Origin of the sequence: Solibacillus palustris, from assembly GCF_022549215.1 — a bacterium.
GTDB classification, from domain to species: domain Bacteria; phylum Bacillota; class Bacilli; order Bacillales_A; family Planococcaceae; genus Solibacillus; species Solibacillus daqui.
On record NZ_JAKZFC010000001.1, the window covers coordinates 678,185 to 704,323 of the forward strand.

At 38.6% G+C, this 26,139-nt stretch carries 23 protein-coding genes and 1 pseudogene; 22 read left to right on the forward strand and 2 right to left on the reverse strand.

What is annotated here, in order from left to right; all coding sequences use genetic code 11:
* The 7 genes from pyrE (at position 1) to LZ480_RS03150 (ending at position 8,833) form a co-directional block, all read left to right on the forward strand.
* The gene (gene pyrE, locus LZ480_RS03120; protein WP_241367921.1) at positions 1–633 is read left to right on the forward strand and encodes an orotate phosphoribosyltransferase; all 633 of its coding nucleotides are present in this window, start codon (positions 1–3) and stop codon (positions 631–633) included.
* 452 nt (positions 634–1,085) lie between these two features.
* Entirely contained in the window at positions 1,086–2,099 is a 1,014-nt protein-coding gene (locus LZ480_RS03125) for an ABC transporter ATP-binding protein (protein ID WP_241367922.1), read from the forward strand.
* Positions 2,096–3,043 carry an ATP-binding cassette domain-containing protein gene (locus LZ480_RS03130; protein ID WP_241367923.1) on the forward strand — a complete coding sequence of 316 codons (948 nt, stop codon included), beginning with the start codon at positions 2,096–2,098 and terminating at the stop codon, positions 3,041–3,043. The genes LZ480_RS03125 and LZ480_RS03130 overlap by 4 nt, the downstream gene beginning before the upstream one ends.
* Position 3,044: 1 nt before the next feature.
* On the forward strand, positions 3,045–4,007 hold the full coding sequence (opp4B, locus tag LZ480_RS03135) for an oligopeptide ABC transporter permease (RefSeq protein WP_241367924.1): 963 nt from the start codon (positions 3,045–3,047) through the stop codon (positions 4,005–4,007).
* Positions 4,008–4,043: 36 nt separating this feature from the next.
* A complete protein-coding gene (locus LZ480_RS03140; RefSeq protein WP_241367925.1) occupies positions 4,044–4,955 on the forward strand; it encodes an ABC transporter permease in 912 nt (303 codons plus the stop codon).
* Between the two features lie 19 nt (positions 4,956–4,974).
* Positions 4,975–6,807 carry an oligopeptide ABC transporter substrate-binding protein gene (locus LZ480_RS03145; protein WP_241367926.1) on the forward strand — a complete coding sequence of 611 codons (1,833 nt, stop codon included), beginning with the start codon at positions 4,975–4,977 and terminating at the stop codon, positions 6,805–6,807.
* A gap of 523 nt (positions 6,808–7,330) precedes the next feature.
* Positions 7,331–8,833, forward strand: a complete 1,503-nt coding sequence (locus tag LZ480_RS03150) for a succinate CoA transferase (protein ID WP_241367927.1) — start codon at positions 7,331–7,333, stop codon at positions 8,831–8,833.
* Positions 8,834–9,103: 270 nt separating this feature from the next.
* Here the strand turns inward: LZ480_RS03150 and LZ480_RS03155 are convergent, their stop codons facing one another.
* Entirely contained in the window at positions 9,104–10,786 is a 1,683-nt protein-coding gene (locus LZ480_RS03155; RefSeq protein WP_241367928.1) for an Rqc2 family fibronectin-binding protein, read from the reverse strand.
* A gap of 233 nt (positions 10,787–11,019) precedes the next feature.
* Between LZ480_RS03155 and LZ480_RS03160 the strand changes: the two genes are divergently transcribed.
* The 15 genes and pseudogenes from LZ480_RS03160 (at position 11,020) to spoVM (ending at position 25,031) form a co-directional block, all read left to right on the forward strand.
* Complete coding sequence (locus tag LZ480_RS03160) at positions 11,020–11,895, forward strand: YicC/YloC family endoribonuclease (protein ID WP_241367929.1); 876 nt, start codon at positions 11,020–11,022, stop codon at positions 11,893–11,895.
* 15 nt (positions 11,896–11,910) lie between these two features.
* Positions 11,911–12,528 (forward strand): guanylate kinase, encoded by a 618-nt coding sequence (gmk, locus tag LZ480_RS03165; protein ID WP_241367930.1) that lies wholly within the window; start codon positions 11,911–11,913, stop codon positions 12,526–12,528.
* Positions 12,529–12,533: 5 nt separating this feature from the next.
* The gene (gene rpoZ, locus LZ480_RS03170) at positions 12,534–12,758 is read left to right on the forward strand and encodes a DNA-directed RNA polymerase subunit omega (RefSeq protein ID WP_241367931.1); all 225 of its coding nucleotides are present in this window, start codon (positions 12,534–12,536) and stop codon (positions 12,756–12,758) included.
* A 316-nt stretch (positions 12,759–13,074) separates the two neighbouring features.
* Positions 13,075–13,623, forward strand: a pseudogene (coaBC, locus tag LZ480_RS03175) (bifunctional phosphopantothenoylcysteine decarboxylase/phosphopantothenate--cysteine ligase CoaBC); the annotation flags it as partial.
* 8 nt (positions 13,624–13,631) lie between these two features.
* The gene (gene priA / locus LZ480_RS03180; RefSeq protein ID WP_241367932.1) at positions 13,632–16,040 is read left to right on the forward strand and encodes a primosomal protein N'; all 2,409 of its coding nucleotides are present in this window, start codon (positions 13,632–13,634) and stop codon (positions 16,038–16,040) included.
* Positions 16,041–16,065: 25 nt separating this feature from the next.
* Positions 16,066–16,557, forward strand: a complete 492-nt coding sequence (def, locus tag LZ480_RS03185; protein WP_241367933.1) for a peptide deformylase — start codon at positions 16,066–16,068, stop codon at positions 16,555–16,557.
* 3 nt (positions 16,558–16,560) lie between these two features.
* A complete protein-coding gene (gene fmt / locus LZ480_RS03190) occupies positions 16,561–17,502 on the forward strand; it encodes a methionyl-tRNA formyltransferase (protein ID WP_241367934.1) in 942 nt (313 codons plus the stop codon).
* Positions 17,499–18,860: a 16S rRNA (cytosine(967)-C(5))-methyltransferase RsmB gene (gene rsmB, locus LZ480_RS03195; protein WP_241367935.1), complete on the forward strand. Its 1,362-nt coding sequence runs from the start codon at positions 17,499–17,501 to the stop codon at positions 18,858–18,860. The genes fmt and rsmB overlap by 4 nt, the downstream gene beginning before the upstream one ends.
* 4 nt (positions 18,861–18,864) lie before the next feature.
* Entirely contained in the window at positions 18,865–20,013 is a 1,149-nt protein-coding gene (rlmN, locus tag LZ480_RS03200; RefSeq protein WP_241367936.1) for a 23S rRNA (adenine(2503)-C(2))-methyltransferase RlmN, read from the forward strand.
* Positions 20,014–20,023: 10 nt separating this feature from the next.
* Positions 20,024–20,770, forward strand: a complete 747-nt coding sequence (locus LZ480_RS03205; protein WP_241367937.1) for a Stp1/IreP family PP2C-type Ser/Thr phosphatase — start codon at positions 20,024–20,026, stop codon at positions 20,768–20,770.
* A 3-nt stretch (positions 20,771–20,773) separates the two neighbouring features.
* The gene (gene pknB, locus LZ480_RS03210) at positions 20,774–22,735 is read left to right on the forward strand and encodes a Stk1 family PASTA domain-containing Ser/Thr kinase (protein WP_241367938.1); all 1,962 of its coding nucleotides are present in this window, start codon (positions 20,774–20,776) and stop codon (positions 22,733–22,735) included.
* 17 nt (positions 22,736–22,752) lie between these two features.
* Positions 22,753–23,634 carry a ribosome small subunit-dependent GTPase A gene (gene rsgA / locus LZ480_RS03215; protein WP_241367939.1) on the forward strand — a complete coding sequence of 294 codons (882 nt, stop codon included), beginning with the start codon at positions 22,753–22,755 and terminating at the stop codon, positions 23,632–23,634.
* 2 nt (positions 23,635–23,636) lie between these two features.
* The gene (rpe, locus tag LZ480_RS03220) at positions 23,637–24,302 is read left to right on the forward strand and encodes a ribulose-phosphate 3-epimerase (protein ID WP_241367940.1); all 666 of its coding nucleotides are present in this window, start codon (positions 23,637–23,639) and stop codon (positions 24,300–24,302) included.
* The gene (locus LZ480_RS03225) at positions 24,299–24,928 is read left to right on the forward strand and encodes a thiamine diphosphokinase (RefSeq protein ID WP_241367941.1); all 630 of its coding nucleotides are present in this window, start codon (positions 24,299–24,301) and stop codon (positions 24,926–24,928) included. Before rpe ends, LZ480_RS03225 begins: the two co-directional genes overlap by 4 nt.
* A 10-nt stretch (positions 24,929–24,938) precedes the next feature.
* The gene (spoVM, locus tag LZ480_RS03230) at positions 24,939–25,031 is read left to right on the forward strand and encodes a stage V sporulation protein SpoVM (RefSeq protein WP_241368672.1); all 93 of its coding nucleotides are present in this window, start codon (positions 24,939–24,941) and stop codon (positions 25,029–25,031) included.
* Between the two features lie 614 nt (positions 25,032–25,645).
* Here spoVM and rpmB read toward each other — a convergent pair.
* The gene (gene rpmB, locus LZ480_RS03235; protein WP_049668398.1) at positions 25,646–25,834 is read right to left on the reverse strand and encodes a 50S ribosomal protein L28; all 189 of its coding nucleotides are present in this window, start codon (positions 25,832–25,834) and stop codon (positions 25,646–25,648) included.
* Between the last annotated feature and the right edge of the window lie 305 nt (positions 25,835–26,139).

A 26,139-nucleotide genomic window follows, 5' to 3' on the forward strand; every position in this document is an offset into this window, starting at 1 on the left:
ATGTCATTACAAAAAGAAATCGCACACGCAATGTTACAAGTAGGAGCTGTTGAATTAAACCCAACAGAACTTTTCACGTGGGCTTCAGGTATTAAATCACCAATTTACTGTGATACACGATTAACTATTTCGGACCCAAAAATTCGTAAGCAATTAGCAAGTGGTTTAGCGTCTGTAATTCAAGAAAACTTTGCAGAGTGTGAAGTTGTAGCGGGTACAGCAACAGCTGGTATACCACATGCTGCTTGGGTTTCAGATATTTTAGAATTACCAATGGTATATGTGCGCTCAAAGGCAAAAGAACATGGCCGTGGTAACCAAATTGAAGGAAAATATGCAGCAGGTCAAAAAGTTGTTGTTGTAGAAGACATCGTTTCAACGGGCGGTTCTTCGATTACGGCGGTAGAAGCACTACGCGCAGTGGGTTGTGAAGTGCTTGGGGTTGTATGTGTGTATACATATAATTTACCAAAAGCAGAAGATGCATTTAATGTAGCAGGTGTGAAATATGTTTCTTTAACAAACTTTGATTATTTAATTGAAGCGGCAAATGAATCAGGTACCATTCAAGAGAATCAAATTCCTTTCTTAAAAAACTGGCATAAAGATTTAAAAGAGGGTAACTTGAAATAAATAAATATTAAAAATATTCAAAAACGTGTGAAGTATTAAAAAATATACTTTACACGTTTTTATTATAGTTATATAATTCCATTATAAAATTATTCAGTTTTTTTAAAATTGAAGTTTAATATTTTTACTGGATTTTAAACTTTCTTGAAAGAAAACAGCCCATATTGTTTATTATCTTTACAAAAATAATAATATAAGACTATTTTTTAAACTAAATTATCGGAAAATTTAAACTTTAAAGAATAGTTTGCTATTATTAAAAGAAAAATGTTAAATTAGAATAGTTAGAAAGTTTAATAATTGACATTAAAAAAAATTTATGGATAATTTAAAATGTAATGTAATAATTTACAAATTATTCACAAATTAGAGCTTGAGCTTTAGAAAAGTTTAACAAATAGATTGAGAATAGTAGAGCCGGTTGTGTGATTAAAGAAAGGAGCGATTATTTAGTGTCTACGACGAACGATTTATTAGAAATCCGTAATTTACGTACAAGCTTCAGAATTAAAGATACTTACTATCCAGCAGTAGACAATGTTTCATTAACGCTTCGTAAAAATGAGATTTTGGCTATTGTAGGAGAATCAGGTTGCGGGAAAAGTACTCTAGCAACATCGATTGTTGGTCTACATAATTCAATTTCAACAAAAGTTGAAGGTGAAATCCTTTACAACAATCAAAATTTAGTAAATTTAACAGAAGATCAATTTAACAAACTACGTGGAAATGATATCGGTTTCATTTTCCAAGATCCATTGTCAGCATTAAACCCATTAATGCGCATTGGTGAGCAAATTGAGGAAGGGTTAATTTACCATTCAAAATTAGCCAAAAAAGATCGTGAGAAACGCGTGCTAGAGTTATTAGATCAAGTAGGTATTCCACATGTAGAACGCGTTGCTCGTCAATTCCCTCACCAGTTATCAGGTGGTATGCGTCAGCGTGTAATGATTGCGATTGCTTTATCAGGTAAGCCAGCGATCATCATTGCCGATGAGCCAACAACGGCACTTGACGTAACGATTCAAGCACAAATTTTAGACTTATTAAAATCGCTTCAAGATGAAATTCAATCAGGCATTATATTAATTACACATGACTTAGGGGTAGTTGCTGAAGTAGCTGACCGTGTTGCAGTAATGTATGCAGGTCAAGTAATCGAAGAAGCACCCGTTACGGAATTATTTAGAAATCCGAAGCACCCTTATACAAGATCATTATTAAATTCAATTCCACAAACACATAGTGAGAATGAAAAATTAGAAGTCATTCAAGGCATGGTTCCCTCGTTAATGAAGTTAGATCGTGAGGGGTGTCGTTTTTCTCCACGTATTCCGTGGATTCCTGCATCAGCACACGAAGCAAGCCCACAGCTTCACGAAATTGCACCAGGGCATCTTGTACGCTGCACTTGCTGGAAAGAGTTCCACTTTGAAGACGAGGAAGGGAGCGTAAATCTATGAGTTTCATGCAAGTTAAAGATTTAAAAGTTCACTATCCTATTCGAGGTGGATTTTTCAATACAGTAGTTGACCATGTATACGCTGTTGATGGTGTAACAATGGACTTTGAACGAGGCAAAACTTATGGTTTAGTAGGGGAGTCTGGTTCTGGTAAATCTACAACAGGTAAAGCGATTATCGGTTTAGAAAAAATTACGTCAGGTAACATCGTTTATGAAGGGCAAGATGTAACAAACTCTCGCCGTAAACGTGATTCAGCTTATAACCGTGATATCCAAATGATTTTCCAAGACTCGCATTCTAGTATGAATCCTCGTAAACGTGTACTAGATATTTTAGCAGAGCCAATTCGTAACTTTATGAAAGTGACGCCGCAAGAAGAACGTAAACGCATCAATGAATTACTTGCGATTGTCGGTATGTCAGAGGACGTATTATTAAAATATCCACACGAATTCTCTGGTGGTCAAAAGCAACGTTTAGGGATTGCGCGTGCTGTAGCATGTAACCCAAAAATGATCATTGCCGATGAGCCAGTTTCAGCACTTGATTTATCCGTTCAAGCACAGGTTTTAAACTTTATGAAGGATATTCAAGAGCAATATGGAATTAGTTATTTATTCATCTCACACGATTTAGGGGTTGTTCGTCACATGTGTGACCACATCTCGATTATGTACAAAGGCCGATTTGTAGAAACGGGTAAACGTGAAGATATTTACACGAATCCACAACACATCTATACAAACCGTCTATTATCTGCAATTCCTGATATTGAACCAGAAACACGTAATGAACGTAAGTTAGAGCGCCAACGTGTCGAGGCAGCATATCGTGAAGAACAGCATAAATATTATGACAAGGATGGAAAAGTATATCCTTTAAAAACAGTTTCAGATACGCATAAAGCAGCCATGTCTGAAGACGAAAAGGAGGGTGCTTAGTATGTGGAAAACAATCGTTCGACGTACGTTAATTATGATTCCGCAGCTATTTATTTTAAGCCTCCTAATCTTCATATTAGCGAAGCAAATGCCTGGGGATCCATTTACAGGTTTAATTACACCAGAAACTGACCCGAACGTAATTGAAGAATTACGAATTAAAGCAGGTTTCTATGATCCGTGGTACGTACAGTACTACAACTGGATTGCCAACGCAGTCCAAGGGGACTTTGGTCAATCGTATACATTTAAAAAGCCGGTTGCCGATATTATCGGTGAACGTGCGATGAATACGTTTTTACTATCTTTGCTTAGTGTAATTTTCTTATATGCATTAGCCATTCCACTTGGCGTATTAGCAGGACGTTACCAAGAATCGTTCTTAGATAAAACAATCGTACTATACAGCTTTATCTCTTATGCGATTCCAACGTTCGTATTATCATTAATTTTCTTATACGTCTTTGGTTATCGCCTCATGTGGTTCCCAACGAGTGGAACAGTAAATATAGGACTCGATCCAGGAACATGGGCATATTATTGGGATAAGTTCTACCACTTGATTTTACCAGCGGGAACTTATGCATTACTCGGTACAACAGGTATTATCCAATATTTACGAACAGAAATAATCGATGCGAAAACAATGGATTATGTAAAAACAGCGCGTAGTAAAGGGATTCCAATGAAAAAAGTGTATTCACGACACATCTTCCGTAACTCATTACTTCCAATTGCAGCGTTTTTAGGTTTCACAATTACAGGTTTACTTGGTGGATCGATTTTCATCGAGAACGTATTTGCATACAATGGTATGGGTAAATTATTTATCGAATCAATTTCAGGGCGTGACTACAGTGTAATTACTGCATTAGTTATGTTATATGGCTTCTTAGCATTATTAGGTAGTCTATTATCCGATATTATTTTAAGTATTGTCGATCCGCGTATCCGCATAGACTAATCAATTAATAATGACTAAGGAGAGGTGATTTTAATCATGGAAAACAAAAAAGAACAAACAGTAGCAAAATTAGAATCTCAAAGCTCTCCGCCAACAGGTATTCAAGTAATATTGCGAGAGTTTAAAAAAGATAAATTAGCACTAGGCTCATTAATATTCATCGTACTATTAATGGTGGCAGTTTTAGTATTATCGGTCGTTATCGATCAAGCAGCTGTAATGAAAATTCAATTATTAGAGCGTTTCACTGAACCGGGTGTTCGTGGCTATATTCTGGGGGCTGATGAGGCTGGACGAGATATGTTCGGTCAGTTAATCATTGGTGCAAAAAACTCTATATTAATTGCAGTGGCCATTACAATTATAGCAAACTTTGTAGGTATTGGTCTTGGTATTATCATGGGTTACTACGGTGGATTTATCGATAATTTCTTTATGCGTATTATTGATTTCTTCATCACTTTACCAACAACAATGATCATCATCGTTGTTGTAACAATCGTTCCATCATATGGAATTTTGGATTTAATCTTGATTATCGCAGCATTTCAATGGATGGGGACGGCCCGACTTGTGCGTTCAAAAGCGCTTTCGGAAGCACGTCGCGACTATATTAGTGCCTCTAAAACAATGGGTACAAGTGATTTCGCGATTATGTTTAAAGGGCTATTACCAAACTTAAGTTCTCTATTAATCGTGGAAGTTACACTTAGCTTTGCTGGTAACGTAGGGATTGAAACGGGTCTTTCATTCTTAGGTTTTGGTTTACCACCGTCAACACCAAGTTTAGGAACTTTAGTAAGTTATGCCATGAACCCGATAATATTATCGAGTAAATGGTGGGTATGGTTACCTGCATCGATCTTAATATTAGTGATGATGCTTGGTATAAATTATGTCGGTCAAGCGTTACGACGCGCAGCTGACGCAAAACAACGTTTAGGATAAAAAAAGGGAGGAAAAACGAATGATGAAAAAGAAAGGCTTAATGCTTACAACTGTATTTGCATCTGCTTTAGCACTTGCTGCATGTAATGGTGACGACAAAGAAACAACAACTGAAAAACCAGCAGGAGACAGCACTAAATCAACTACTGAAGAAAAACCAAAAGATGAAGGTACTTCTACTGCAGAGACGCCAACATTACCTATGAATGTTGAAAACGAAGGGGACGTTATCGATGGCGGTACTTTAAAATTCGCTTTAGTAACAGATTCTCCATTCTCGGGTATTATGTTAGCTGAATTATATGAAAATGCATATGATGCAGATGTTATGGACTTCATGACGAACTCAATTTTCGATACTGATGGTGACTTCTTAATCACAGATGAAGGTATCGCGAAATTAGGCGTTGATGCTGATAACAACAAAGTAACGATTACAATCCAACATGACGTTAAGTGGTCTGATGGTACGCCATTAACTGCTGATGACATCATTTATTCTTATGAAATCATTGGTCACCCTGATTATACGGGTATCCGTTATGACGGCGACTTCCAAAACATCATCGGTGCTGCTGAATATAAAGCAGGTACTGCAGATACAATTTCTGGTATCAAAAAAATCGATGATAAAACTGTAGAAATCTCGATGACAAAAGTGTCTCCAGCAATCTATTCTGGTGGTGACGGGTTATGGAGCTATGCAGCACCTAAACACCAATTGAAAGATATTCCAGTTAAAGATTTAGTTTCTTCTGAAGCGGTTCGTAAAAACCCTGTAACTTTAGGACCATTCAAACTTGATAAATTAGTAGACGGTGAGTCTGTACAGTATGTTGCAAATGAAAACTACTGGCAAGGCGCTCCGAAATTAGATAAAATCGTATTACAAGTAGTACCTTCTACTTCAATTGGTGAAGCATTACGTACAGGTCAATATGATATGGTATCTTCTTATGCAACAACTCAGTATGATGGTATTAAAGATTTAGAAAACATTTCAATTTTAGCTCGTCCAGAATTAGCATACTCTTACTTAGGATTCAAACTTGGTAAATGGGATTCTGCTACTAACAAAAACGTAACGGACGAAAATGCAAAAATGAATAATAAGCAATTACGTCAAGCAATCGCTTATGCTATGGACATTGAATCAGTAACTGAGAAATTCTACCAAGGCTTACGTTCTCGTGCAACTTCTTTAATTCCACCAGCATTCTCTACATTCCATGACAATACGTTAACTGGATACAACTATGATCCAGAAAAAGCAAAAGCTTTATTAGATGAAGCTGGCTATAAAGACGTTGATGGCGATGGTATTCGTGAAGACGCTAAAGGTGAAAAATTTGCAATCCGTATGGCGGGTATGTCTGGTTCAGATACTGACGAAGCAATCGTAGAATACTATCGTCAAAACTGGAAAGATGTAGGTTTAGATGTACAGTTAACAACTGGTCGTTTAATCGAGTTCAACAGCTTCTATGATAAAGTAAAAGCTGACGATGCTGAAATCGATATGTGGATGGCTGCTTGGGGTACTGGTACAAACCCATCTCCACTTGGATTATATGGCGAGGAATCTGCATTCAACTACAGCCGTTATGTAACACCTGAATTAGAAAGCTTATTAGTTGCTATCGACTCTAAAGAGGCAATTGATCCAGCTGTACGTGCGGGTGCATTCCGTGCATGGGAAGATTATATGTTCGAACAAGCTACAACAGTTCCAACATACTTCCGTACAGAAATCATGCCAGTCAACAAGCGTGTTAAAAACTATGACGCTTCGTATGCTAACCTTACGCAATGGCATGAAGTTGAGTTAACAGCTGAAGAGCCAATTAAATAATTGGTCAATTATGAAACCACTTAGGATTATCCTAGGTGGTTTTTTTAGTGTAAAAGGGCTTATTCAGAAAGTGATTTCTGGACAGGCCCCTTCCTATTAAAGTTGAAATTTACGTACAAGTTGGAAAGTTTTGTGCATTTTGGTTAAGTTCTATCGATACATTGTTAACTTGTTCCGTTATAGCGGATTATCCCCCACTTATAGAAGTAGGGGGCTTCTGTACCTGTCGCTTTTTTTTGCTACAAAAAGATTTTGCTAAATCAACTCGAAATATGTAAGTTTATACATCAGTTTAATCAAACAATTTAATGGGTGTGATTCTTTTATAAACTTGAAAAATTAAATATTTCCCTGAAAAGTTATTATACAAAATTTAGTATTTTGTGGAGGATTTTTCTATTTTATGTAGAAATTTAATATGTCGGCAAAAATGATGGATACATATAATTATTTTTGTTTTAGCGACGTTGCTCTAATTTCGGAGCTGACAATACAAAGGGAATAAAAAAGAGGAGGAGAAGAAATGGATGCAACTTTAAATGCAAGAATTCGTCACAGCGCACTTGAGGGTAAAGTCGTATCTGCTGAAACAGCAGCTTCATGGATTCAAGATGGTATGGTTGTTGGTATGAGTGGCTTTACACGCGCAGGGGATGCAAAAACAGTACCATTAGCGCTAGTTGAACGAGCGAAAAATGAAAAATTCCAAATCGATGTTTACACAGGCGCATCATTAGGTCCTGAAGTGGATCAATTAATGGCTGATGCAGGTATCATTCGTAAACGTGCACCATATCAAGGGGACCCAGCAATTCGCAAACTAATTAATACAGGACAAGTTTTGTATTCAGATATGCACTTATCACATAACGCAGAGTTAATTCGCCAAGGGATTATCGGACCAATTGACTTTGCAATTATTGAAGCAACTGCAATTACAGAAGATGGTATGATTATTCCGACAACATCAATCGGAAATTCACCAATTATTGTACAAATGGCGAAGGAAATTATTATTGAATTAAATCCAGAACAGCCAAATCTAGAAGGTATTCATGATATTTATTTACCAGGACCACAGGGCGACCGTGATCCGATTCCATTACTAACAGCAAGTGATCGTATCGGTACAACTGGAATTCCAGTAGATATTAGTAAAATTAAAGGCATTGTCCATTCAACGATTAAGGATGCACCGTCATTAATTGTGCAGCCTGATGAAGAAACAGAGCAAATTGCGCAGCACTTATTAACGTTTTTACGTGATGAAATTACTGCAGGGCGCTTACCGAAAAACTTATTGCCATTACAATCAGGGGTTGGTTCAGTAGCAAATGCGGTATTAAATGGCTTTTTAAATTCTGAATTTGAAGAGCTAGAAATTTATTCGGAAGTTTTACAAGATGCGGTATTCAATTTACTTGATGCGAACAAAGTAAAAATCGCTTCTGGTACGTCAATTACATTAAGCGAAGAATGTGGCAATAAAGTATATGGCGATATCGGACAGTACAAGGATCGTTTAGTATTGCGTCCGCAAGAAATTTCCAACCATCCCGAAGTAATCCGTCGAATCGGAATTATTGCAATTAATACAGCGCTTGAGACAGATATTTACGGAAACGTGAACTCAACACATGTTAACGGGACACATATGATGAACGGTTTAGGTGGTTCAGGAGACTTTACGCGTAATGCACGCTTAGGAATTTTCGTAACGAAATCATATGCGAAAGGTGGAGACATTTCGTCAATCGTGCCAATGGTTGCGCACCATGACCATACGGAGCATGATGTTGATGTAATTGCAACAGAGCAAGGTATTGCCGATTTACGCGGAATGGCACCAAAAGAGCGTGTAAAAGCGATTATTGAAAACTGCGTACATCCTGACTTTAAAGAGGCATTGTGGGATTATTACAACGGTGCAGTTGAAAAAACAGGTAACGCACATACACCACATGATTTAGAAAAAGCATTGTCTTGGCATGTGAGTTACCAAAAAAATAAAACGATGAAGCAATAATATAAAAGCGCACTCTAAAAACCTACTAGAGTGCGCTTTTAACTTGCTTCAGAAAATTCTTATTGTACCATAAGCAAAGCGTCAGGTACAGAAGTCATCCACTTCTATTGGTAGGGGATAAATACCAGGTATGTCTTTCATTCCGTAGGGGTTTAACCCCCGATTGAATCAAGTTAAAGCCCCTGGCGGATGTCACAGATTTTTATAGGAATTTTTCGAGTGAACTCGAAAAAAATCTGGACGCAATTACGCCGAGGCGTAATTGATTGTTTATTTTTTTAGCTGCATAACAATGGCTTCATCTGGAGTGACGAAGAGTGTTTTTTGCTCGAAATAAATGACAAAGCCAGGTTTCGAACCACTAGGCTTTTTCACATGTCGTATTTCTGTATAGTCTACTGGTACAGAGGCCGATTCACGAGCCTTACTGAAGTACGCACTTAACATCGCCGCTTCTTTTAATGTTGTCTCATCTGGATGTTCTGAATGGATGACAACGTGTGAGCCAGGGATATCTTTTGTGTGTAACCAAATTTCGTTACGCTTGCCGATTTTGAATGTTAAATAATCATTTTGCTTATTATTTTTACCGACAGAAATAAGTGTACCTGTAGAAGAAATGAATTTCTCAGGCTCAGGTTTTGTCGGTTTCTTTTTGCGTTTCGCATGGCGTAAACGCAGTAGCCCTTGCTCTGCTAGTTCTTCACGAATTTCTTCAATATCGGCAGGGGATGCTTGTTGTACTTGCTGTGCTAACATTTCTAAATAGTTAATGTCATCTGTTGTTTTTTCCTGTTGCTCTTCAATCATAACAAGCGCTGTTTTTGCTTTATTGTATTTTGTGTAATAGCTTTGCGCGTTTTCAATAGGAGTTTTGCGCGGGCTAATCGGAATACGTATTTTTTCGGCGGTTTCACTGTAGTAATTTTCTACGTCTACATATTCCGCGCCTTTTGCAAAATTGTACAGGTTAGCCATTAATAGTTCTCCGTACAGTTGGAATTGCTCTAAATTTTGTGCACGTTCTAAATCTTTTTGTAGTTTTTTTTGTTTCAGTTTTAGTTTGTTCAATTCATTTTGTAACCAGCGTTCTAAATCGCCCGCTTGTTGTTTTACGCGATCACGCTCTGCACGTGCGAAAAAGACACGATCTAACAGCTCGCCAAGTGTATCATACTGTGTTTCTGTACCATTTAGATGTGTTAAATTTGTTGGCGAGAAATAACTTTTACCGTCTTGCTCCACGTATGTTGGACAAGCGGTTGTTATAATTTCATTCATAAATTGGCGCGCAGCTGTCACGGGCTCTTTCATTGTTAAACGATGTAATAACTCATTGGCATGCAATGGTGAAAAGCCAGCGAACTTTTCAATCAGTTCTTTTGCTACTAGATTTTGTGCGAATGTTTGTTTTAGTTCCTCATCGGATAAACTTGTCATAGATATTTTATCTTGCTTTGGTGGCTCGATGTAAGTCTGGCCAGGTAACACAGTACGATAGCTATTTACGGATGGAGGTAAGTGCTTTAAGCTATCGATAATTTTATTATTCTCGGCATCAATTAATAGTAAATTACTATGGCGCCCCATAATTTCGATAACAAGTTTACGTTTTATCGAATCACCAATTTCGTTTTTGCTGTCGATATCAAATGTAATGACACGTTCGAAGCCTTGCTGTGTAATGTCTGAAATAAACCCTCCCTCTATATGCTTGCGTAGTAGCATACAGAACATTGGTGGGTCTGCTGGGTTTTCGATTGATTGTTGTGTCGTATGTACGCGGGAATACGAAGGATGAATCGAAAATAAAAGTTTTGTGTTTGCACCGGCAGCGCGTATTTGTAAAACTACTTCAAGCGCGTTTGGTTGATAAATTTTAGTAATGCGTCCAGATGTGAGCGTTTGTAATTCTTTGCTCATCGAACGGGTAAATAATCCGTCAAATGCCATTGTTTATTCCTCTTTCGTTTCCATAAATTCATTGTGCATTTATCATACCATTTTTTAGCGATAATGCTGTAGATATATGAAGTGTCTATTCTTTTGATCGATAAAATAGAAATGAATTATAAAAATTTCCCTCTCGGTTGGTACGAAATGTAGGGATGATTTAAATCGGTAACGAAAATTGATAGAACATATGCTATAATTGTTTCAATATGCAAAGAAGGATGTGACGAACCTTGGTACGTAGTATGACCGGTTTCGGCAGGGGGGTCACAACAACGAAAAAATTTCAACTTACGGTTGAAATTCGTGCTGTGAATCATCGTTTTTTAGAATTGAACACAAAGTTTCCAAGAGAATGGATGGAAGCAGAAGTTCTTGCAAAAAAAATGTTGTCGGATGCAGTTTCTCGTGGGAAAATAGATGTTATCATTTTTCTAAAAGAACTAAAGGATGCCGAGCAGACAATTCAAATAAATTGGCCGCTACTTAATGCATTTTTACGAGCAAAAGAGGAGCTTGCACAGTCCGTTGCAATGGAAGAAAAATGGACAATGCAAGAAATCGTCAGTCTTGAGCAAGTGCTACAGATTGAAAAAATGGAACTTGAACAAACGCAAATTTTAGAAGCAGTGCACACAGCATTAACAGAAGCTATTGCCAATTTACTTACGATGCGTGAGCGTGAGGGCGGGCAATTACAGCAAGTTATGCTGCAATATAAAGCTGAGCTTGAAACAGAAATTGCACAAATTCGGACGCATGCACCAGTGGCAGTTGATAAGTATCGTGAACGTTTAGTGAATCGTTTACAAGATATTGCAAGTGGACAAGTAATGGAAGATCGCTTATTAACAGAAGTGGCGATTTTTGCGGAGCGTATTGATATTACCGAAGAACTGGATCGTCTAGAGAGTCATTTTGGTCAATTAGTAGAGACATTAACTGAGCAAAATGCAATTGGTCGTAAATTAGACTTCATCATGCAAGAAATGAATCGTGAAATAAACACCATTGGTTCGAAAAATCAGTCGACGATTTGTTCTGCGGCAGTAGTGCAAGCAAAAACAATTTTAGAAAAAATGCGAGAACAAGTTCAAAATATTGAATAACAAAAGGAGTTACATATGAATAAACACCGTGGATTATTAATTGTTTTATCTGGTCCATCAGGCGTTGGTAAGGGAACAGTTCGAAAAGAGCTATTTTCTCAGCCTGACACAAATTACGAATATTCGATTTCGATGACAACGCGTAATCCTCGCGAAGGTGAAGTAGATGGTGTAGACTATTTCTTTAGAACACGTGAGGAATTTGAGGCGCTAATTAAACACGGAGGCTTGCTAGAGCACGCAGAATTTGTAGGAAACTACTATGGTACGCCGCTCGCTTATGTTCAAGAAACATTAGATGCTGGCCGTGATGTATTTTTAGAAATCGAGGTGCAAGGAGCAGCTCAAATTCGTGAAAAGGCGCCAGATGCGTTGTTTATTTTTTTAGCACCACCAAGCATTACCGAGCTAGAGCAACGTTTAGTTGGTCGCGGCACAGAAACAGAAGACGTAATCGCACGACGTATTGCAACAGCTCGTGAAGAAGTTGAAATGATGTCACTTTACGATTATGTTGTCGAAAATGACCAAGTTCAAAATGCATGTGATAAAATAAATGCAATCATAGTAGCGGAACACTGCCGTCGTGAACGTGTAGAAAAACGCTACTTGTCAATGTTGAGAGGAGAATAAAAACAATGTTATACCCATCAGTAGATAAATTAAAAAAACAAATCGATTCTAAATACTCTTTAGTGAGCTTAGCATCAAAACGTGCGCGTCAAATGCAAGAAGAAGGCGGCGAACAGTTAGACAAATACGTTTCGTATAAACCAGTAGGTAAAGCGTTAGAAGAAGTTGCTTCTGGCAAATTACGCAAAGTTCAGCAAGACGCTTCAACAGTTTACGAAGACGAAATCTAACTTGTTTCAGCAATTTTCGTTTGTACCATAAGTAAAGTGATAGGTACAGAAGTCCCCTACTTCTATAAGTGGGGTTCAAAACCGGCTGAATAGTGGAACTCAGGCTAAGGACGCCGCATCGTGCGGCAACGCCTAAGTGACCAACATCGTGTCGGCCCATGCCCGGCGGATGTCACAGATTTTTTTCAAGCCTGCTTGAAAAAAATCTGGACGCAATTACGCCGAGGTGTAATTATACAGTAAAAATATGTGTTGAGTTAGAGCTCCCTTAGAATCTTTCTTAGGGAGCTTATCCTTTGAAAAGGCGGTTATGATGATGAAAAAAAACAATGTATTATTGTGTGTTTCAGGCGGCATTGCCGTATATAAAGCAGTGGCACTCGTTAGTAAGTTATCGCAGGCTGGAATGAACGTAAAGGTGATTATGACAGCTTCGGCTAGGGAATTCGTGACGCCGCTAAGTTTTCAAGTGATGTCAAAAAATGATGTGTTTTTTGATACGTTCGATGAAAAAGACTCTAATGTTATTGCACATATTGATTTAGCCGATTGGGCGGATTTAATTATTGTAGCACCTGCGACAGCCAATATAATTGCAAAAATGGCACACGGGATGGCAGATGATATGGTAACAACGACATTGCTTGCGACAACTGCACCTGTTTGGGTGGCGCCTGCCATGAATGTGCATATGTACGAGCATCCAGCAGTATTACGAAATATTCAACAACTGCATGAAGATGGCATTCGCTTTATCGAACCGTCTGAAGGGTTTTTAGCATGTGGTTATATTGGAAAAGGGCGCTTAGAGGAGCCTGAAAAAATTACTGCACTTGTTGTGAAGCATTTTACTGAACAACGAAGTGATGGGCAATGAAGTTTGCGCAAGTCATTGTCGATGTATCGGCCTATCCGGTAGATCGTCCGTTTGATTACGTTATTACAACAGAGTGGGAAGAATTGATCGATATTGGTTGTCGTGTGAAAGTACCATTTGGACCGCGAAATGTGCTCGGTTTTGTTGTCGGTATTTCGGAGCAATCGGATGTACCTGTTGAAAAAATGAAGGCAGTAGCACAAGTGCTGGACATTGAATCAATTTTAACCCCTGAAATGCTTGAGTTAGCAAAATGGCTAAAGCATCAAACAATTTGCTATGAAATTGATGCCTTACAAGTGATGCTACCAGGTGCGTTACGCGCTAATTATGAAAAATATGCGCTATTACAAGGTGAGGTCACACAATTAGTGCCACAATTACAGCCGTATTTTGATAAAACAACAAAAGTAAATATTACACAACTAGAAAAGGCTGATTTATTAAAGCCTTTAAAACGTGCGGTAAATGACGGAATTGTCGTGATTGAAAACGAAGTAAAGCAAAAAGGGCAAATAAAGCAAGTGCGTAAAGTGCAAATTGCTGCCATTGAACAGTTAGAAATTGTTCAACAACAAATCGGCAAGCGTTCAGCGAAACAACTCGCGCTTATCGAATGGATGAAGCCTTATGCTGGCGCCATTTTAATGCCAAATGTGATTTGTGAAACGGTAAATGTATCGACTGCAGTTTTAAAGGGCGTAATTGAAAAGGGTGCAGCTAATTATTTTCAAGAAGAAGTGTATCGCGATCCATATAAGAAAGAGATTGTTCACACAGACTTTTTACAATTAACAGATGAGCAGCACGAAGCATTGACGAAAATTAAACAAGCAATGGATGATGTACGTCAAGAAACTTTTTTACTGCATGGGGTTACGGGGAGTGGGAAAACCGAAATTTATTTACAAGCGATTCAGCGTGCAATTGCAGATGGTAAAGAAGCGATTGTACTTGTGCCTGAAATTTCATTAACACCGCAAATGACCGAGCGCTTTAAGTCCCGTTTTGGTGATGAAGTTGCAGTAATGCATAGTGGCTTGTCGGTTGGTGAAAAATACGATGAATGGCGCAAAGTACAGCAAGGAAAAGTAAAAGTTGTAGTCGGAGCTCGTTCTGCGATTTTTGCACCGTTTAAAAATTTAGGGCTTATCATTTTAGATGAAGAGCACGAATCCACATATAAACAAGAAGATTCTCCGCGCTATCATGCTCGAGATGTTGCGATTTGGCGCGGGAATTATTACAATTGTCCAGTCATTTTAGGGAGTGCAACACCTGCATTAGAATCATTTGCACGTGCCAAAAAAGGTGTGTATACACTATTAACACTGCAAAATCGTGCGAAGAAACAAGCATTACCAACTGTTCATATTGTCGATATGCGTGAGCAATTACAAGCGGGCAATCGTTCGATGTTTTCGGAACCGTTAACGGAAGCGTTAAGAGAAAGACTTGAGCGCGGTGAGCAAACAGTATTGTTTTTAAACCGCCGCGGCTATTCCTCTTTTATACTTTGCCGAGATTGTGGAACCAGCGTGCAATGTCCAAACTGCGATATTTCACTAACGTACCATCGCTATCAAGAAAAGCTAAAATGTCATTATTGTGGACATGAGGAATACATCCCACAAACATGCCCTGAATGTCAAAGTGAAAACATTCGCTATTTTGGAACAGGTACGCAAAAAGTGGAGGAAGAAATTTTTAAGCTTTTTCCACAGGCACAAGTACTACGAATGGACGTAGATACGACGAAGCAAAAAGGATCGCATGAAAAAATGCTCGATGCGTTTGGACGTGGGGAGGCAGACATTTTACTTGGCACCCAAATGATTGCTAAAGGACTAGATTTTCCGAATATTACATTAGTTGGTGTGTTAAGTGCCGATACAAGCTTGCATTTACCGGATTATCGTGCAGCAGAAAAGACATTTCAGCTGATGACGCAAGTAAGTGGACGTGCAGGGCGCCACGAAAAGCCCGGAGAAGTATTTATTCAAACGTATACACCTGAGCATTATGCTATTGAATTATCAAAAGAACAACTGTACACGCCGTTTTATGAGCAAGAAATGCAAGTGCGTCATATGGCGGGCTATCCACCATATTATTTTTTAGCACTTGTGCAAGTTTCGCATGAGGATGTTGTGATGGCAGCAGAGTATGCGGGCCGTGTTGCTGAGTATTTACGCTCAAATTTATCGTTTCAAGTTTCGGTCATTGGACCAACGACGGCAAGTATCGCTCGTCTCCAAAATAGATATCGTTATCAATGTTTGATAAAATATAAAGTAGAACCTAATTTAATTCCTACGTTATTACAGCTCATTAAGTTGTATCGTTCGGAATGGATTAAAAAGGGCATTGTGTTAACGGTTGATTTAGATCCTCAGATGATCTAATGCATATAGAAAGAGGTAAGAGGTTATGGCAATTAAAGAAGTTATTAAAAATCCGGCAGATGTATTAAACGCACAAACAAAAGAAGTAGAAGTAATTGATGAAAAAATCATTGAATTATTAGATGATTTATATGAAACGATGGTTGAGCATGACGGCGTTGGTATTGCAGCACCACAAATTAACGTTAGCTTACGCGTTGCAATTGTTGAGCTAGGTGAAGACATTTTAGAAATGATTAACCCAGTTATCATTGAAACTCGTGGAGAAGAAGAAGATGTAGAGGGTTGTTTAAGCTTCCCTGATTTATTTGGAATGGTAAAACGCCCGACTTATGTGAAAATCGAAGCGGCTGACCGTGAAGGACGTATTTACGAATTAGAAGCAGAAGATTTCGAAGCGCGTTGTATTTTACATGAAATCGATCATTTAGATGGCGTATTGTTTGATTCTAAAATGACACGTGTATTAACAGAAGAAGAGTTAGAAGAGCTATACGCTGACGCTGAGGAGGAATAATTGATGACAAAAATCGTTTTCATGGGAACTCCAGCGTTCTCAGCGCCGATTTTACGCATGCTGCATGAGGAAGGTTATGATGTATTAGCTGTTGTTACACAGCCTGACCGCCCAGTAGGACGTAAAAAAGTGTTAACTCCACCTCCAGTAAAGGAAGAAGCGTTAGCACTAGGTTTACCAGTTATTCAGCCTGAAAAATTACGAGGCTCGGAGGAATTACAGCAAATACTTGCGTTAAATCCCGATTTGGTAGTAACGGCGGCATTCGGTCAAATTTTACCGAAAGAATTACTTGATGCACCACGCTTAGGTTGCATAAATGTACATGCTTCTTTATTACCAGCTTATCGTGGTGGTGCGCCAATTCACCAAGCGATTATCGATGGTCAAGTAAAAACAGGTGTAACCATTATGTATATGGCTGAAAAGTTAGATGCAGGCGACATTATTTCACAACGCGACATTGTGATTGAAGATACAGACCACACAGGTGGTATGTTCGACAAATTAAGTGATGTTGGCCGTGAGTTATTAAAGGACACATTGCCGTCAATTATTGATGGTACAAATGAGCGCACGGTTCAGGATGAGGCATCTGTAACATATGCAAGTAATATTAGTCGCGAGCAGGAGCTAATTGATTGGAACAAAGATGCAAGCACATTATATAATCAAGTGCGCGGATTACATCCATGGCCAGTTGCTTATACAACATTCGAGGATGCAAACTTCAAAATTTGGTGGGCAAAGCCAGGCGAAACTCAGGCAAATGCTATACCGGGTGAAGTAGTGAAAATTGCAAAAGAATATTTCGAAGTAGCAACAGGCGACGGCACAACATTAGCATTATACGATGTACAGCCAGCAGGTAAAAAACGTATGACAGTAGAAGAATATTTACGTGGTACGGGCTCGAAATTACAGATTGGGGACCGTTTTCAATGAGTAAGAAAAAGCAAGTCATTTGGGATGGAAATGTACGTGATGCAGCATTAACGATACTCCTCACGGTCGATAAAAGCCAAGCATACAGCAATTTACTATTACACCAAACGATTGAAAAGTATAAAATTGACGCCAAAGACCGTGGATTATTGACAGAATTAACGTATGGTACGTTACAACATAAGTATACACTTGATTATTATTTAGAGCCGTTTATTCGTGGGAAAGTGGATATTTGGGTACGTTGGTTACTACGCATGTCACTATACCAAATGCATTATTTAACACGTATTCCAGCACACGCCGCAGTAAATGAAGCGGTAGAAATCGCAAAACGTCGTGGTCATAAAGGAATTGCGTCAATGGTCAACGGTATTTTACGTTCGATTTTACGAGAAGGTGTACGTTCGACAGATTTAATCGAAAATGCCAATGAGCGTTTAGCCATCGAAACGAGCCATCCACAATGGTTAGTTGATCGTTGGGTAGAAAGCTATGGCTATGAACATACACGTGAAATGCTACTAGAAAACAATATTGCACCATTACAAACGGTGCGTGTCAATACAACAAAAGCAACGGTAGACCAAGTAATAACTACGCTGGAGCGTGAAGGCATTAAAGCACGTCGTAGCGAATTTATGCCACAGTGTTTATATATTGAAAGTGGTCAAGCGGCACGTACAGGTGCATTTCGTAATGGTTTAATTACGATTCAAGATGAAAGCTCGATGTTACCAGCAACAGTGCTAAATCCACAGCCAGGTATGAAAGTTCTTGATATGTGTGCAGCACCAGGTGGGAAAACAACGCATTTAGCGGAAATTATGGACAACGAAGGCTCGATTTTAGCGACCGATTTACATCCGAAGAAACTAGATTTAATCGTAGAAAATCTGGCACGCTTAGGGTTAGACATTGTTGAAACCGCACCACTTGATGGGCGAAAAGCGGCGAACTTTTTACAAAAAGAAGGCTATGATGCGATTTTAGTCGATGCACCATGCTCAGGCTTGGGGGTTATGCGCCGTAAACCAGACATTAAATATACGAAGCGCGAAGAGGATTTAGAAAGTTTACAAACAATCCAATTAGCGATTTTAGATAATGCCGTTCAACTTTTAAAAGACGGTGGACGATTAGTGTACTCAACTTGTACAGTGGATCGTCGCGAAAACGAAGGTACGGTACAAGCCTTCTTACAAGCACATCCTGCTATGCAGGCAGTGGCTTTAGAAAATTTACCAGCACAACTAGATGCGAAACAACAAGACGGGATGCTACAAGTATTCCCTCAAGATATTGGCAGCGACGGATTTTTTGTTGCTGCATTCGTAAAAAAAGGAGCGTCCAATTAAACTAATGGAGCAAGAACAGTTAAAACAATTTGATGAACGAATTCAGGATTTAGTCGAAGAAGCAGTAGACCAACCTGTACGCCGTGTGAAAAAAGAAAAACCACAATTAAAACCTTCTATCTACTCATTACGTCTAGATGAAATGAAGGAATGGTTAACAGAGAATGGTGAAAAAGCATTCCGAGCTGGCCAAATTTTTGAGTGGCTATATGAAAAGCGTGTCAAAACGTTTGAGGAAATGTCAAACCTATCAAAAGGCTTACGTGAAAAGCTAGAAGCACAGTTCGCGTTAACAACACTTTCAACAATTATTAAACAGGAATCAAAAGACGGCACAATTAAATTTTTATTCCAGCTACAAGATGGCTATTCAATCGAAACGGTATTAATGCGTCATGAATACGGAAATTCCATTTGTGTTACGACGCAAGTAGGTTGCCGAATCGGTTGTACATTCTGTGCCTCTACATTGGGTGGATTAAAACGTCACTTAATGGCAGGAGAAATCGTAGAGCAAGTTGTCAAAGTACAGCAACAGCTTGATGAAACGAATGAACGTGTCTCTTCAATCGTAATTATGGGTATCGGTGAGCCATTCGATAACTACGACGCGATGATGAATTTCTTGAAAATTATGAACGACGACAAAGGTTTAAATATCGGTGCACGTCATATTACGGTATCAACGTCAGGAATTGTACCTAAAATTTATCAATTTGCTGATGAAGGCATGCAAATTAACTTTGCGGTATCATTACACGCACCAAACCAAGAGGCACGTCAAAAATTAATGCCGATTGCCAAAGCATATAAATTAGAAGAGCTGATGGAAGCAGTAAAATACTACACGAAGAAAACTGGTCGCCGTGTGACATTTGAATACGGTTTAATGTCTGGTGAAAACGATACAGAAGAAGTGGCGTTAGAGTTAGCAAAATTAATTAAAAATATTAAATGTCACGTCAACTTAATTCCAATCAACTACGTGCCAGAACGCGATTATGTGCGTACATCACGTAGTAAAATCTTTGCATTTGAAAAAACGTTAAAGGATCAAGGGATTAACGTAACAATTCGTCGTGAGCAAGGTGCGGATATCGCAGCAGCTTGTGGCCAGTTACGTGCACAGGAACGATCACAAGAAACAAAGTAGGTGGACGATAGTGAACTTTACAGTGGAAAGTGATATTGGGTTAAAACGAACAATCAATGAAGATCGGGCAGCATTTTTTGTGCGCCCCGATCGTTTTAAGCTTGCGATTTTAGCAGACGGCATGGGTGGACATAATGCAGGCGATGTAGCGAGTGAAATGACGATTACTGGAATGCAGCAGCTTTTCGAATTAGTCGATAGTTCACAACTAGCTACGAAACAAGCGCAATTAGAATGGTTGCGTGATGCGGTTTCACATATTAATCAGCAAATTTATCAATATTCCTTAACGCATGAAAATTGCCAAGGGATGGGGACGACAATGATTGCCGTATTAATTGATCAACAGCAATGTGTCATTAGTCATGTCGGCGATAGTCGCGTATATCATTTTACAAATGAATCCGTAGAGTTAGTAACAAGTGACCATTCATACGTAAATATTTTATTGGAAAATGGAGAAATTAGTGAGGAAGAGGCGAAAATCCATCCGAAACGTAACTTCATTTTAAAAGCATTAGGCACAGAAGTTTCTATTGAACCTGATTTTTATGAAATTACTTTAACAGATGATTCTCATTTACTCATTTGCTCAGATGGTTTAAGCAACAAGCTAACAACTGAAGAAATGGTGGAAGTAGTAGAAATGAACATTTCGATTCAAGAAAAAGGTAGGAAGTTTGTTCAATTTGCCAATGATCGTGGCGGAGAAGATAATATTTCCCTTATTTTAATGACGACAAAGCAGGAGGTGTAGTCAATGCTAGTAGGAAAACATATTAGCGGCCGTTATAAAATTTTGCAATTAATTGGCGGCGGTGGTATGTCGAATGTGTATTTAGCACATGACATTATTTTAAATCGTGATGTAGCAATTAAAATTTTGCGATATGACTTGTCAAATGAAGAAGAATTGCATCGTCGTTTCCAACGTGAGGCATTGTCTGCAACAAGCTTGACACATCCAAATATTGTAAGTATTTATGATGTTGGTGAAGATGGAGATATGCATTATATCGTCATGGAGTACATTAAAGGGAAAACATTGAAACAATACATACAAGAGTTTTCGCCTTTATCATCTGCGCGTAGTGTGCACATTATGAAGCAACTGACTTCAGCGATGACACATGCACATGAACATGGTATTATCCATCGCGATATTAAGCCGCAAAACATTTTAATGGACGAAGCTGGAAACGTAAAAATTACGGACTTTGGAATTGCAACATCATTAAATGCAACAAGCTATACACAAACGAACTCCGTTATTGGCACGGTTCATTACTTATCACCGGAGCAAGCACGTGGTGGGCTTGCTACGATGAAGTCTGATATTTATGCGCTAGGTATTGTGTTATACGAATTATTAACAGGTGAATTACCGTTTTCGGGAGAATCTGCAGTCTCGATTGCTTTAAAGCATCTACAATCGGAAACACCCTCTGTGCGTGAATTCGATGCGACAATTCCACAAAGTGTTGAAAATATCGTATTAAAGGCAACTTCAAAAGATGCCAACCATCGATATGCAAATGCTGAAGAAATGGAAGCAGAATTAGATACGTGTTTATCCTTACAACGTGTCAATGAACCAAAATTTGCACCACCTGTTGATAACGATGCAACGAAGCTCATTCCGATTATTAAAAATCCAAAAATAGAGCAACCGCCAATGCAAAAGCCTTCTATGGATGTGACGAAGCAAACGGAGTTGAAAGAAAAAACGCCACCGCCACCAAGCAAGCCGGAAGTAAAACAGAAGCAAAAGAAAAAATGGCCGATATTTATAGGGGTTATCGCAATGTTAGTAATAGTAGGGATAGCTGCCGCGGTTGTATTAACACCGAAAAAATACCCAGTGCCGGATGTTACGAATATGCCACTAGATGAAGCCATTGCTGAAATTGAAAAAGCTGGCTTCGTTGTTGGAGAGCAAGAAGAGCTTAATAACGAAGAAGTTGAGAAAGGCCATATTATTGAGTCAACACCACGTGCAGGGCTTGAAAAAGTAAAGGGTACTGAAATTGATTTATTTGTAAGTATTGGTAAATTGTCATCTGAAATGCCTGATTTTGTTGGTAAACAAAGAGCGCAAGTAGAACCTGTTAGCAATGGCTATAAAAGTTTTAACTTTGAAGAAGTTCATTCAGATGAACTGGAAGGTGAAATTGTAAAGCAATCGCCGTTACCAGGTACTGAAATTATCGCTGAAGAAACGGATGTTGTTCTGGAAGTAAGTAAAGGAAGAGAATTGCAAACGGTCATTAGCTTAAGTAACTTTAGTGCTGCAGACCGTAAAGAATATGCACGTACATCTGGCTTTAATATCAAAGTTGTCGAGGAAAGGTATTCAAATACAGTGCCAGTAGGTCTTGTAATTGAACAAAAGCCAAAAGCAGGTAAATCAGTGGAAGTAGGAAGTACGATTGAAGTCGTCATTTCAAAGGGACCAAAAGCAAAAAGAGAAAAGCTCTTTACAGGCACAATCGAAATTCCGTATGAGCCTTTAGAAGAAGGGGCAGAGCAAACGGTCTCAATTTTCGTTCAAGATAAAACACGTACGATGGTTGAACCAATCAAAACGATGACGATTAAAGAATCTACGACGTATCTACTTCAATTAACGATCGTCGAAGGGGAACCCGCAGCTTATCAAGTTGTACGTGATAATAATGTCATTGAAAGTAAAACGATTAAGTATGAAGACCTCGTTGAGTAAGAGTAAGGAGGAATTGGATGGCGCAAGCCCAAATTCGAAAAGCATTAAGTGGTTATTATTATGTTGAAAAAGAAGGCGAATTAATTCAATGTCGCGCACGTGGGATTTTCCGTAATCGCGGAGAATCTCCACTCGTGGGTGATTTTGTTGAATATTCGTATGATGGAGAATCAGATGGCTCGATTGATAAAATTTTAGAGCGTCATAACTCATTAGTTCGTCCACCAATTGCCAATGTTGATCAAGCATTGCTTGTATTTTCAGCGAAAGAACCTGATTTTAATACGATTTTATTGGACCGTTTTTTAGTGGTCTTGGAGTCATTCCGTGTACAGCCGATCATCATTTTAACCAAACTGGATTTATTAAGTAATGATGAGCGTGCCAATTTACAGCACTACATTAACGATTATAAAGAAATTGGCTATGAAATTATCGAAACATTTAAAGATGATGAGACGTTAATGGAGAAGCTAGAGCCATTTTTAAAAGATAAAACCTCGGTATTAGCAGGTCAATCAGGCGTAGGAAAGTCCACGTTACTGAATACACTTTTACCGGATTTAGATTTAAAAACAGGCATTATTTCAAAAAGCTTAGGGCGTGGTAAGCATACAACACGTCATGTAGAGCTAATTGAAGTGTGTGGCGGGTTACTTGCGGATACGCCAGGCTTTAGTTCGTTTGATTTTGATACAATCGAAAAAGAAGAGTTAACCGCATGCCTACCAGAATTTTTACGTGCGAGTGAGGACTGCAAATTCCGGGGTTGCTTACATATGAAGGAGCCGAAGTGTGCAGTCAAGCAAGCGGTAGAAGTTGGGGAAATCCGTGCATATCGCTATGAGCATTATGAACAATTTTTACAAGAAATAATGGATCGAAAGCCGAGGTACTAAACATGATTAAAATTGCACCATCGATTTTAGCAGCAGATTTTGCAAAGTTAGGTCAAGAAGTAAAAGAAGTGGAAGCAGCAGGGGCAGAACTGATTCATATCGACGTAATGGATGGCCATTTCGTACCGAATATTTCATTTGGAGCAATTGCATTAGAGGCGATTCGTCCACTTTCTACATTGCCAATGGACGTGCATTTAATGATTGAAAATCCAGACCAGTATATTGAACAGTTCGCAAAAGCGGGCGCGGATTATATTACTGTTCATGTGGAAGCGTGTCGACACCTCCATCGCACGATTCAATTAATTCGCTCATTTGGCGTAAAACCAGGTGTTGTGTTAAACCCACATACTCCGATTGAATCAATCCAACATGTGTTAGAAGATGTGGATATGGTGTTATTTATGACGGTAAACCCAGGTTTTGGCGGGCAAAAATTCATTGAGTCGGTTGTACCAAAAGTAGAAGCATTATCGAAAATTGTTAAAGAGCGCGGCTTAAATATCGAGATTGAAATTGATGGCGGTATTAATGCAGAGACAATCGTACCTTGTGCGAAAGCGGGGGCAACGATTTTCGTAGCAGGCTCAGCAATTTACGGAAAAGAAGATCGCGCACAAGCTTTACAAGAAATTAAACAAGCAGGACTTTCAGCAATTAAGTGATTGTAGCTATTTGCGCAGGCGGCCCCTTAAGTGAGGTCGCCTTTTCTTTAAAGCCTGATATATGGATTGGTGTCGATCGAGGGGCCTTATATTTAGTGGATGAGGCAATTGTTCCTAATGCTATTGTCGGTGATTTTGATTCGGTATCTGCCGAGGAATTTGCGCGAATTTCGAAAGCGGTACAGTATATTGAACAATTTCAGGCTGAAAAGGATGAAACAGATACAGATTTAGCGCTTGAAAAGGCATTGGGTTATGCTCCAACAGAAATTTGGCTGACAGGTGTTACAGGTGGCCGTCTAGATCATTATGAGGCTGTATTGCGTTCTGTCTACCATTTACAGCAGCAACATCCAAATATCGTTTTTAAAATCGTCAATCCTTATAATGAAATTCAATTTTTAATGCCGGGGCAGCATGTATTACGAAAAGGAAATTATTCGTATGTATCGTTTTTTGCCTATGGTCAAACGCTGGTAAATGTTACGTTACGTGGCGTCAAATACGAAACGACGGATGAAGTCATTGAACAAGGAACAACGCGCTTTACAAGTAATGAAATACTTTCTGAAGGGTCTATATCTTTTCTTGGCGGCATATGTTTAATGATAAAGAGTAGAGACTAGGAGGAGTAATTTGAAGGTGTATACATTTCAATTACCAAAATGGGTTAGTGGGATGGCAAGAGGCTGTGTAAAGCTGTTTCGACGAGACAAGAAAGAAAAATGATGGGTAGCTATCGTTCGCTAATAGGCGGACGGTAGCTTTTTTTTGTGGAGTGGGAACGTTTTTCTAATATTTATAATGGAAGCTATAAAAATACATTGATGTTTTATGGGTGTGGGAAACAGGAAAGTTGGTTAAATGGCAATTGTTAAATGAACTAGTGTTTGATCGGTTTCACAAGCCTATGTATTTAGATAGTATTGAATTTGATGTGAAATTAACAAGGACTTTTGCTAGTGACAACTACCATGATCAGTTCAGCTGTAAACAATATGAAACTTATTATTATACAATTCGCATACATCACATACTTCAAGGGCAAATTAGGACAGGTATAGGAATGCTGATAGCGCAATATGTAACGGAATTAAAGGAGCGATTATTGTCATCATTTTTATATGATGATACTTTTTTGAAGTGGTATTGAAGTCTAGTTCATCTATTCCGGATTTTGAAAACCGAGAATTACATCATTATTTATATATTGTGGATGATTATTTGATTGACGTATTAACATTGATTCTGCCCACTATAAGTGAATTTCCCTTATAAAATAAGTGGCTTAAATTATCTCAAAATAAAAAGAGCATCAGCAAAAGCTGACGCTCCGTACGCGATTATACGCGCTCGATTTTACCTGATTTTAAAGCACGAGCAGAAACCCATACACGTTTTGGCTTACCGTCAACTAAGATACGAACTTTTTGAAGGTTAGCACCCCAAGTACGTTTAGAAGCGTTCATAGCGTGTGAACGGTTGTTGCCTGTACGAGCTTTACGGCCAGTAATTACGCATTGTTTTGGCATTGTAAAATTCCTCCTTACAGCTGAATCTGAAATCTATATTTCAGTTCGATATTTCACATACCATAATAATTTAACATACCTCCTGAATGAGTGCAAGACATTTTGCACAACCTTTCAAGAAAAAAACCTTTACACCTATTTTTGGCTGAAAGGCTTATAACTTTTTCGATGTAAAAATAGAGTGAAGTGACTGTACATGCAGTTAATAGCATGTCTTAAACGTCAATGGAGACTTATTATATGAAATATCTGCAACGAATTCAATTGTGCAAAATCATACTGAATTTTTTAGGGGAATTTAGGTA

Bases quoted from the DNA above. Each gene is read 5' to 3' on its own strand.
- pyrE (WP_241367921.1), top strand. From the start codon at position 1: ATGTCATTACAAAAAGAAATCGCACACGCAATGTTACAAGTAGGAGCT.
- LZ480_RS03130 (WP_241367923.1), top strand. From the start codon at position 2,096: ATGAGTTTCATGCAAGTTAAAGATTTAAAAGTTCACTATCCTATTCGA.
- opp4B (WP_241367924.1), top strand. From the start codon at position 3,045: ATGTGGAAAACAATCGTTCGACGTACGTTAATTATGATTCCGCAGCTA.
- LZ480_RS03140 (WP_241367925.1), top strand. From the start codon at position 4,044: ATGGAAAACAAAAAAGAACAAACAGTAGCAAAATTAGAATCTCAAAGC.
- LZ480_RS03145 (WP_241367926.1), top strand. From the start codon at position 4,975: ATGATGAAAAAGAAAGGCTTAATGCTTACAACTGTATTTGCATCTGCT.
- LZ480_RS03150 (WP_241367927.1), top strand. From the start codon at position 7,331: ATGGATGCAACTTTAAATGCAAGAATTCGTCACAGCGCACTTGAGGGT.
- LZ480_RS03155 (WP_241367928.1), bottom strand. From the start codon at position 10,786: ATGGCATTTGACGGATTATTTACCCGTTCGATGAGCAAAGAATTACAA.
- gmk (WP_241367930.1), top strand. From the start codon at position 11,911: ATGAATAAACACCGTGGATTATTAATTGTTTTATCTGGTCCATCAGGC.
- rpoZ (WP_241367931.1), top strand. From the start codon at position 12,534: ATGTTATACCCATCAGTAGATAAATTAAAAAAACAAATCGATTCTAAA.
- priA (WP_241367932.1), top strand. From the start codon at position 13,632: ATGAAGTTTGCGCAAGTCATTGTCGATGTATCGGCCTATCCGGTAGAT.
- def (WP_241367933.1), top strand. From the start codon at position 16,066: ATGGCAATTAAAGAAGTTATTAAAAATCCGGCAGATGTATTAAACGCA.
- fmt (WP_241367934.1), top strand. From the start codon at position 16,561: ATGACAAAAATCGTTTTCATGGGAACTCCAGCGTTCTCAGCGCCGATT.
- rsmB (WP_241367935.1), top strand. From the start codon at position 17,499: ATGAGTAAGAAAAAGCAAGTCATTTGGGATGGAAATGTACGTGATGCA.
- rlmN (WP_241367936.1), top strand. From the start codon at position 18,865: ATGGAGCAAGAACAGTTAAAACAATTTGATGAACGAATTCAGGATTTA.
- pknB (WP_241367938.1), top strand. From the start codon at position 20,774: ATGCTAGTAGGAAAACATATTAGCGGCCGTTATAAAATTTTGCAATTA.
- rsgA (WP_241367939.1), top strand. From the start codon at position 22,753: ATGGCGCAAGCCCAAATTCGAAAAGCATTAAGTGGTTATTATTATGTT.
- rpe (WP_241367940.1), top strand. From the start codon at position 23,637: ATGATTAAAATTGCACCATCGATTTTAGCAGCAGATTTTGCAAAGTTA.
- rpmB (WP_049668398.1), bottom strand. From the start codon at position 25,834: ATGCCAAAACAATGCGTAATTACTGGCCGTAAAGCTCGTACAGGCAAC.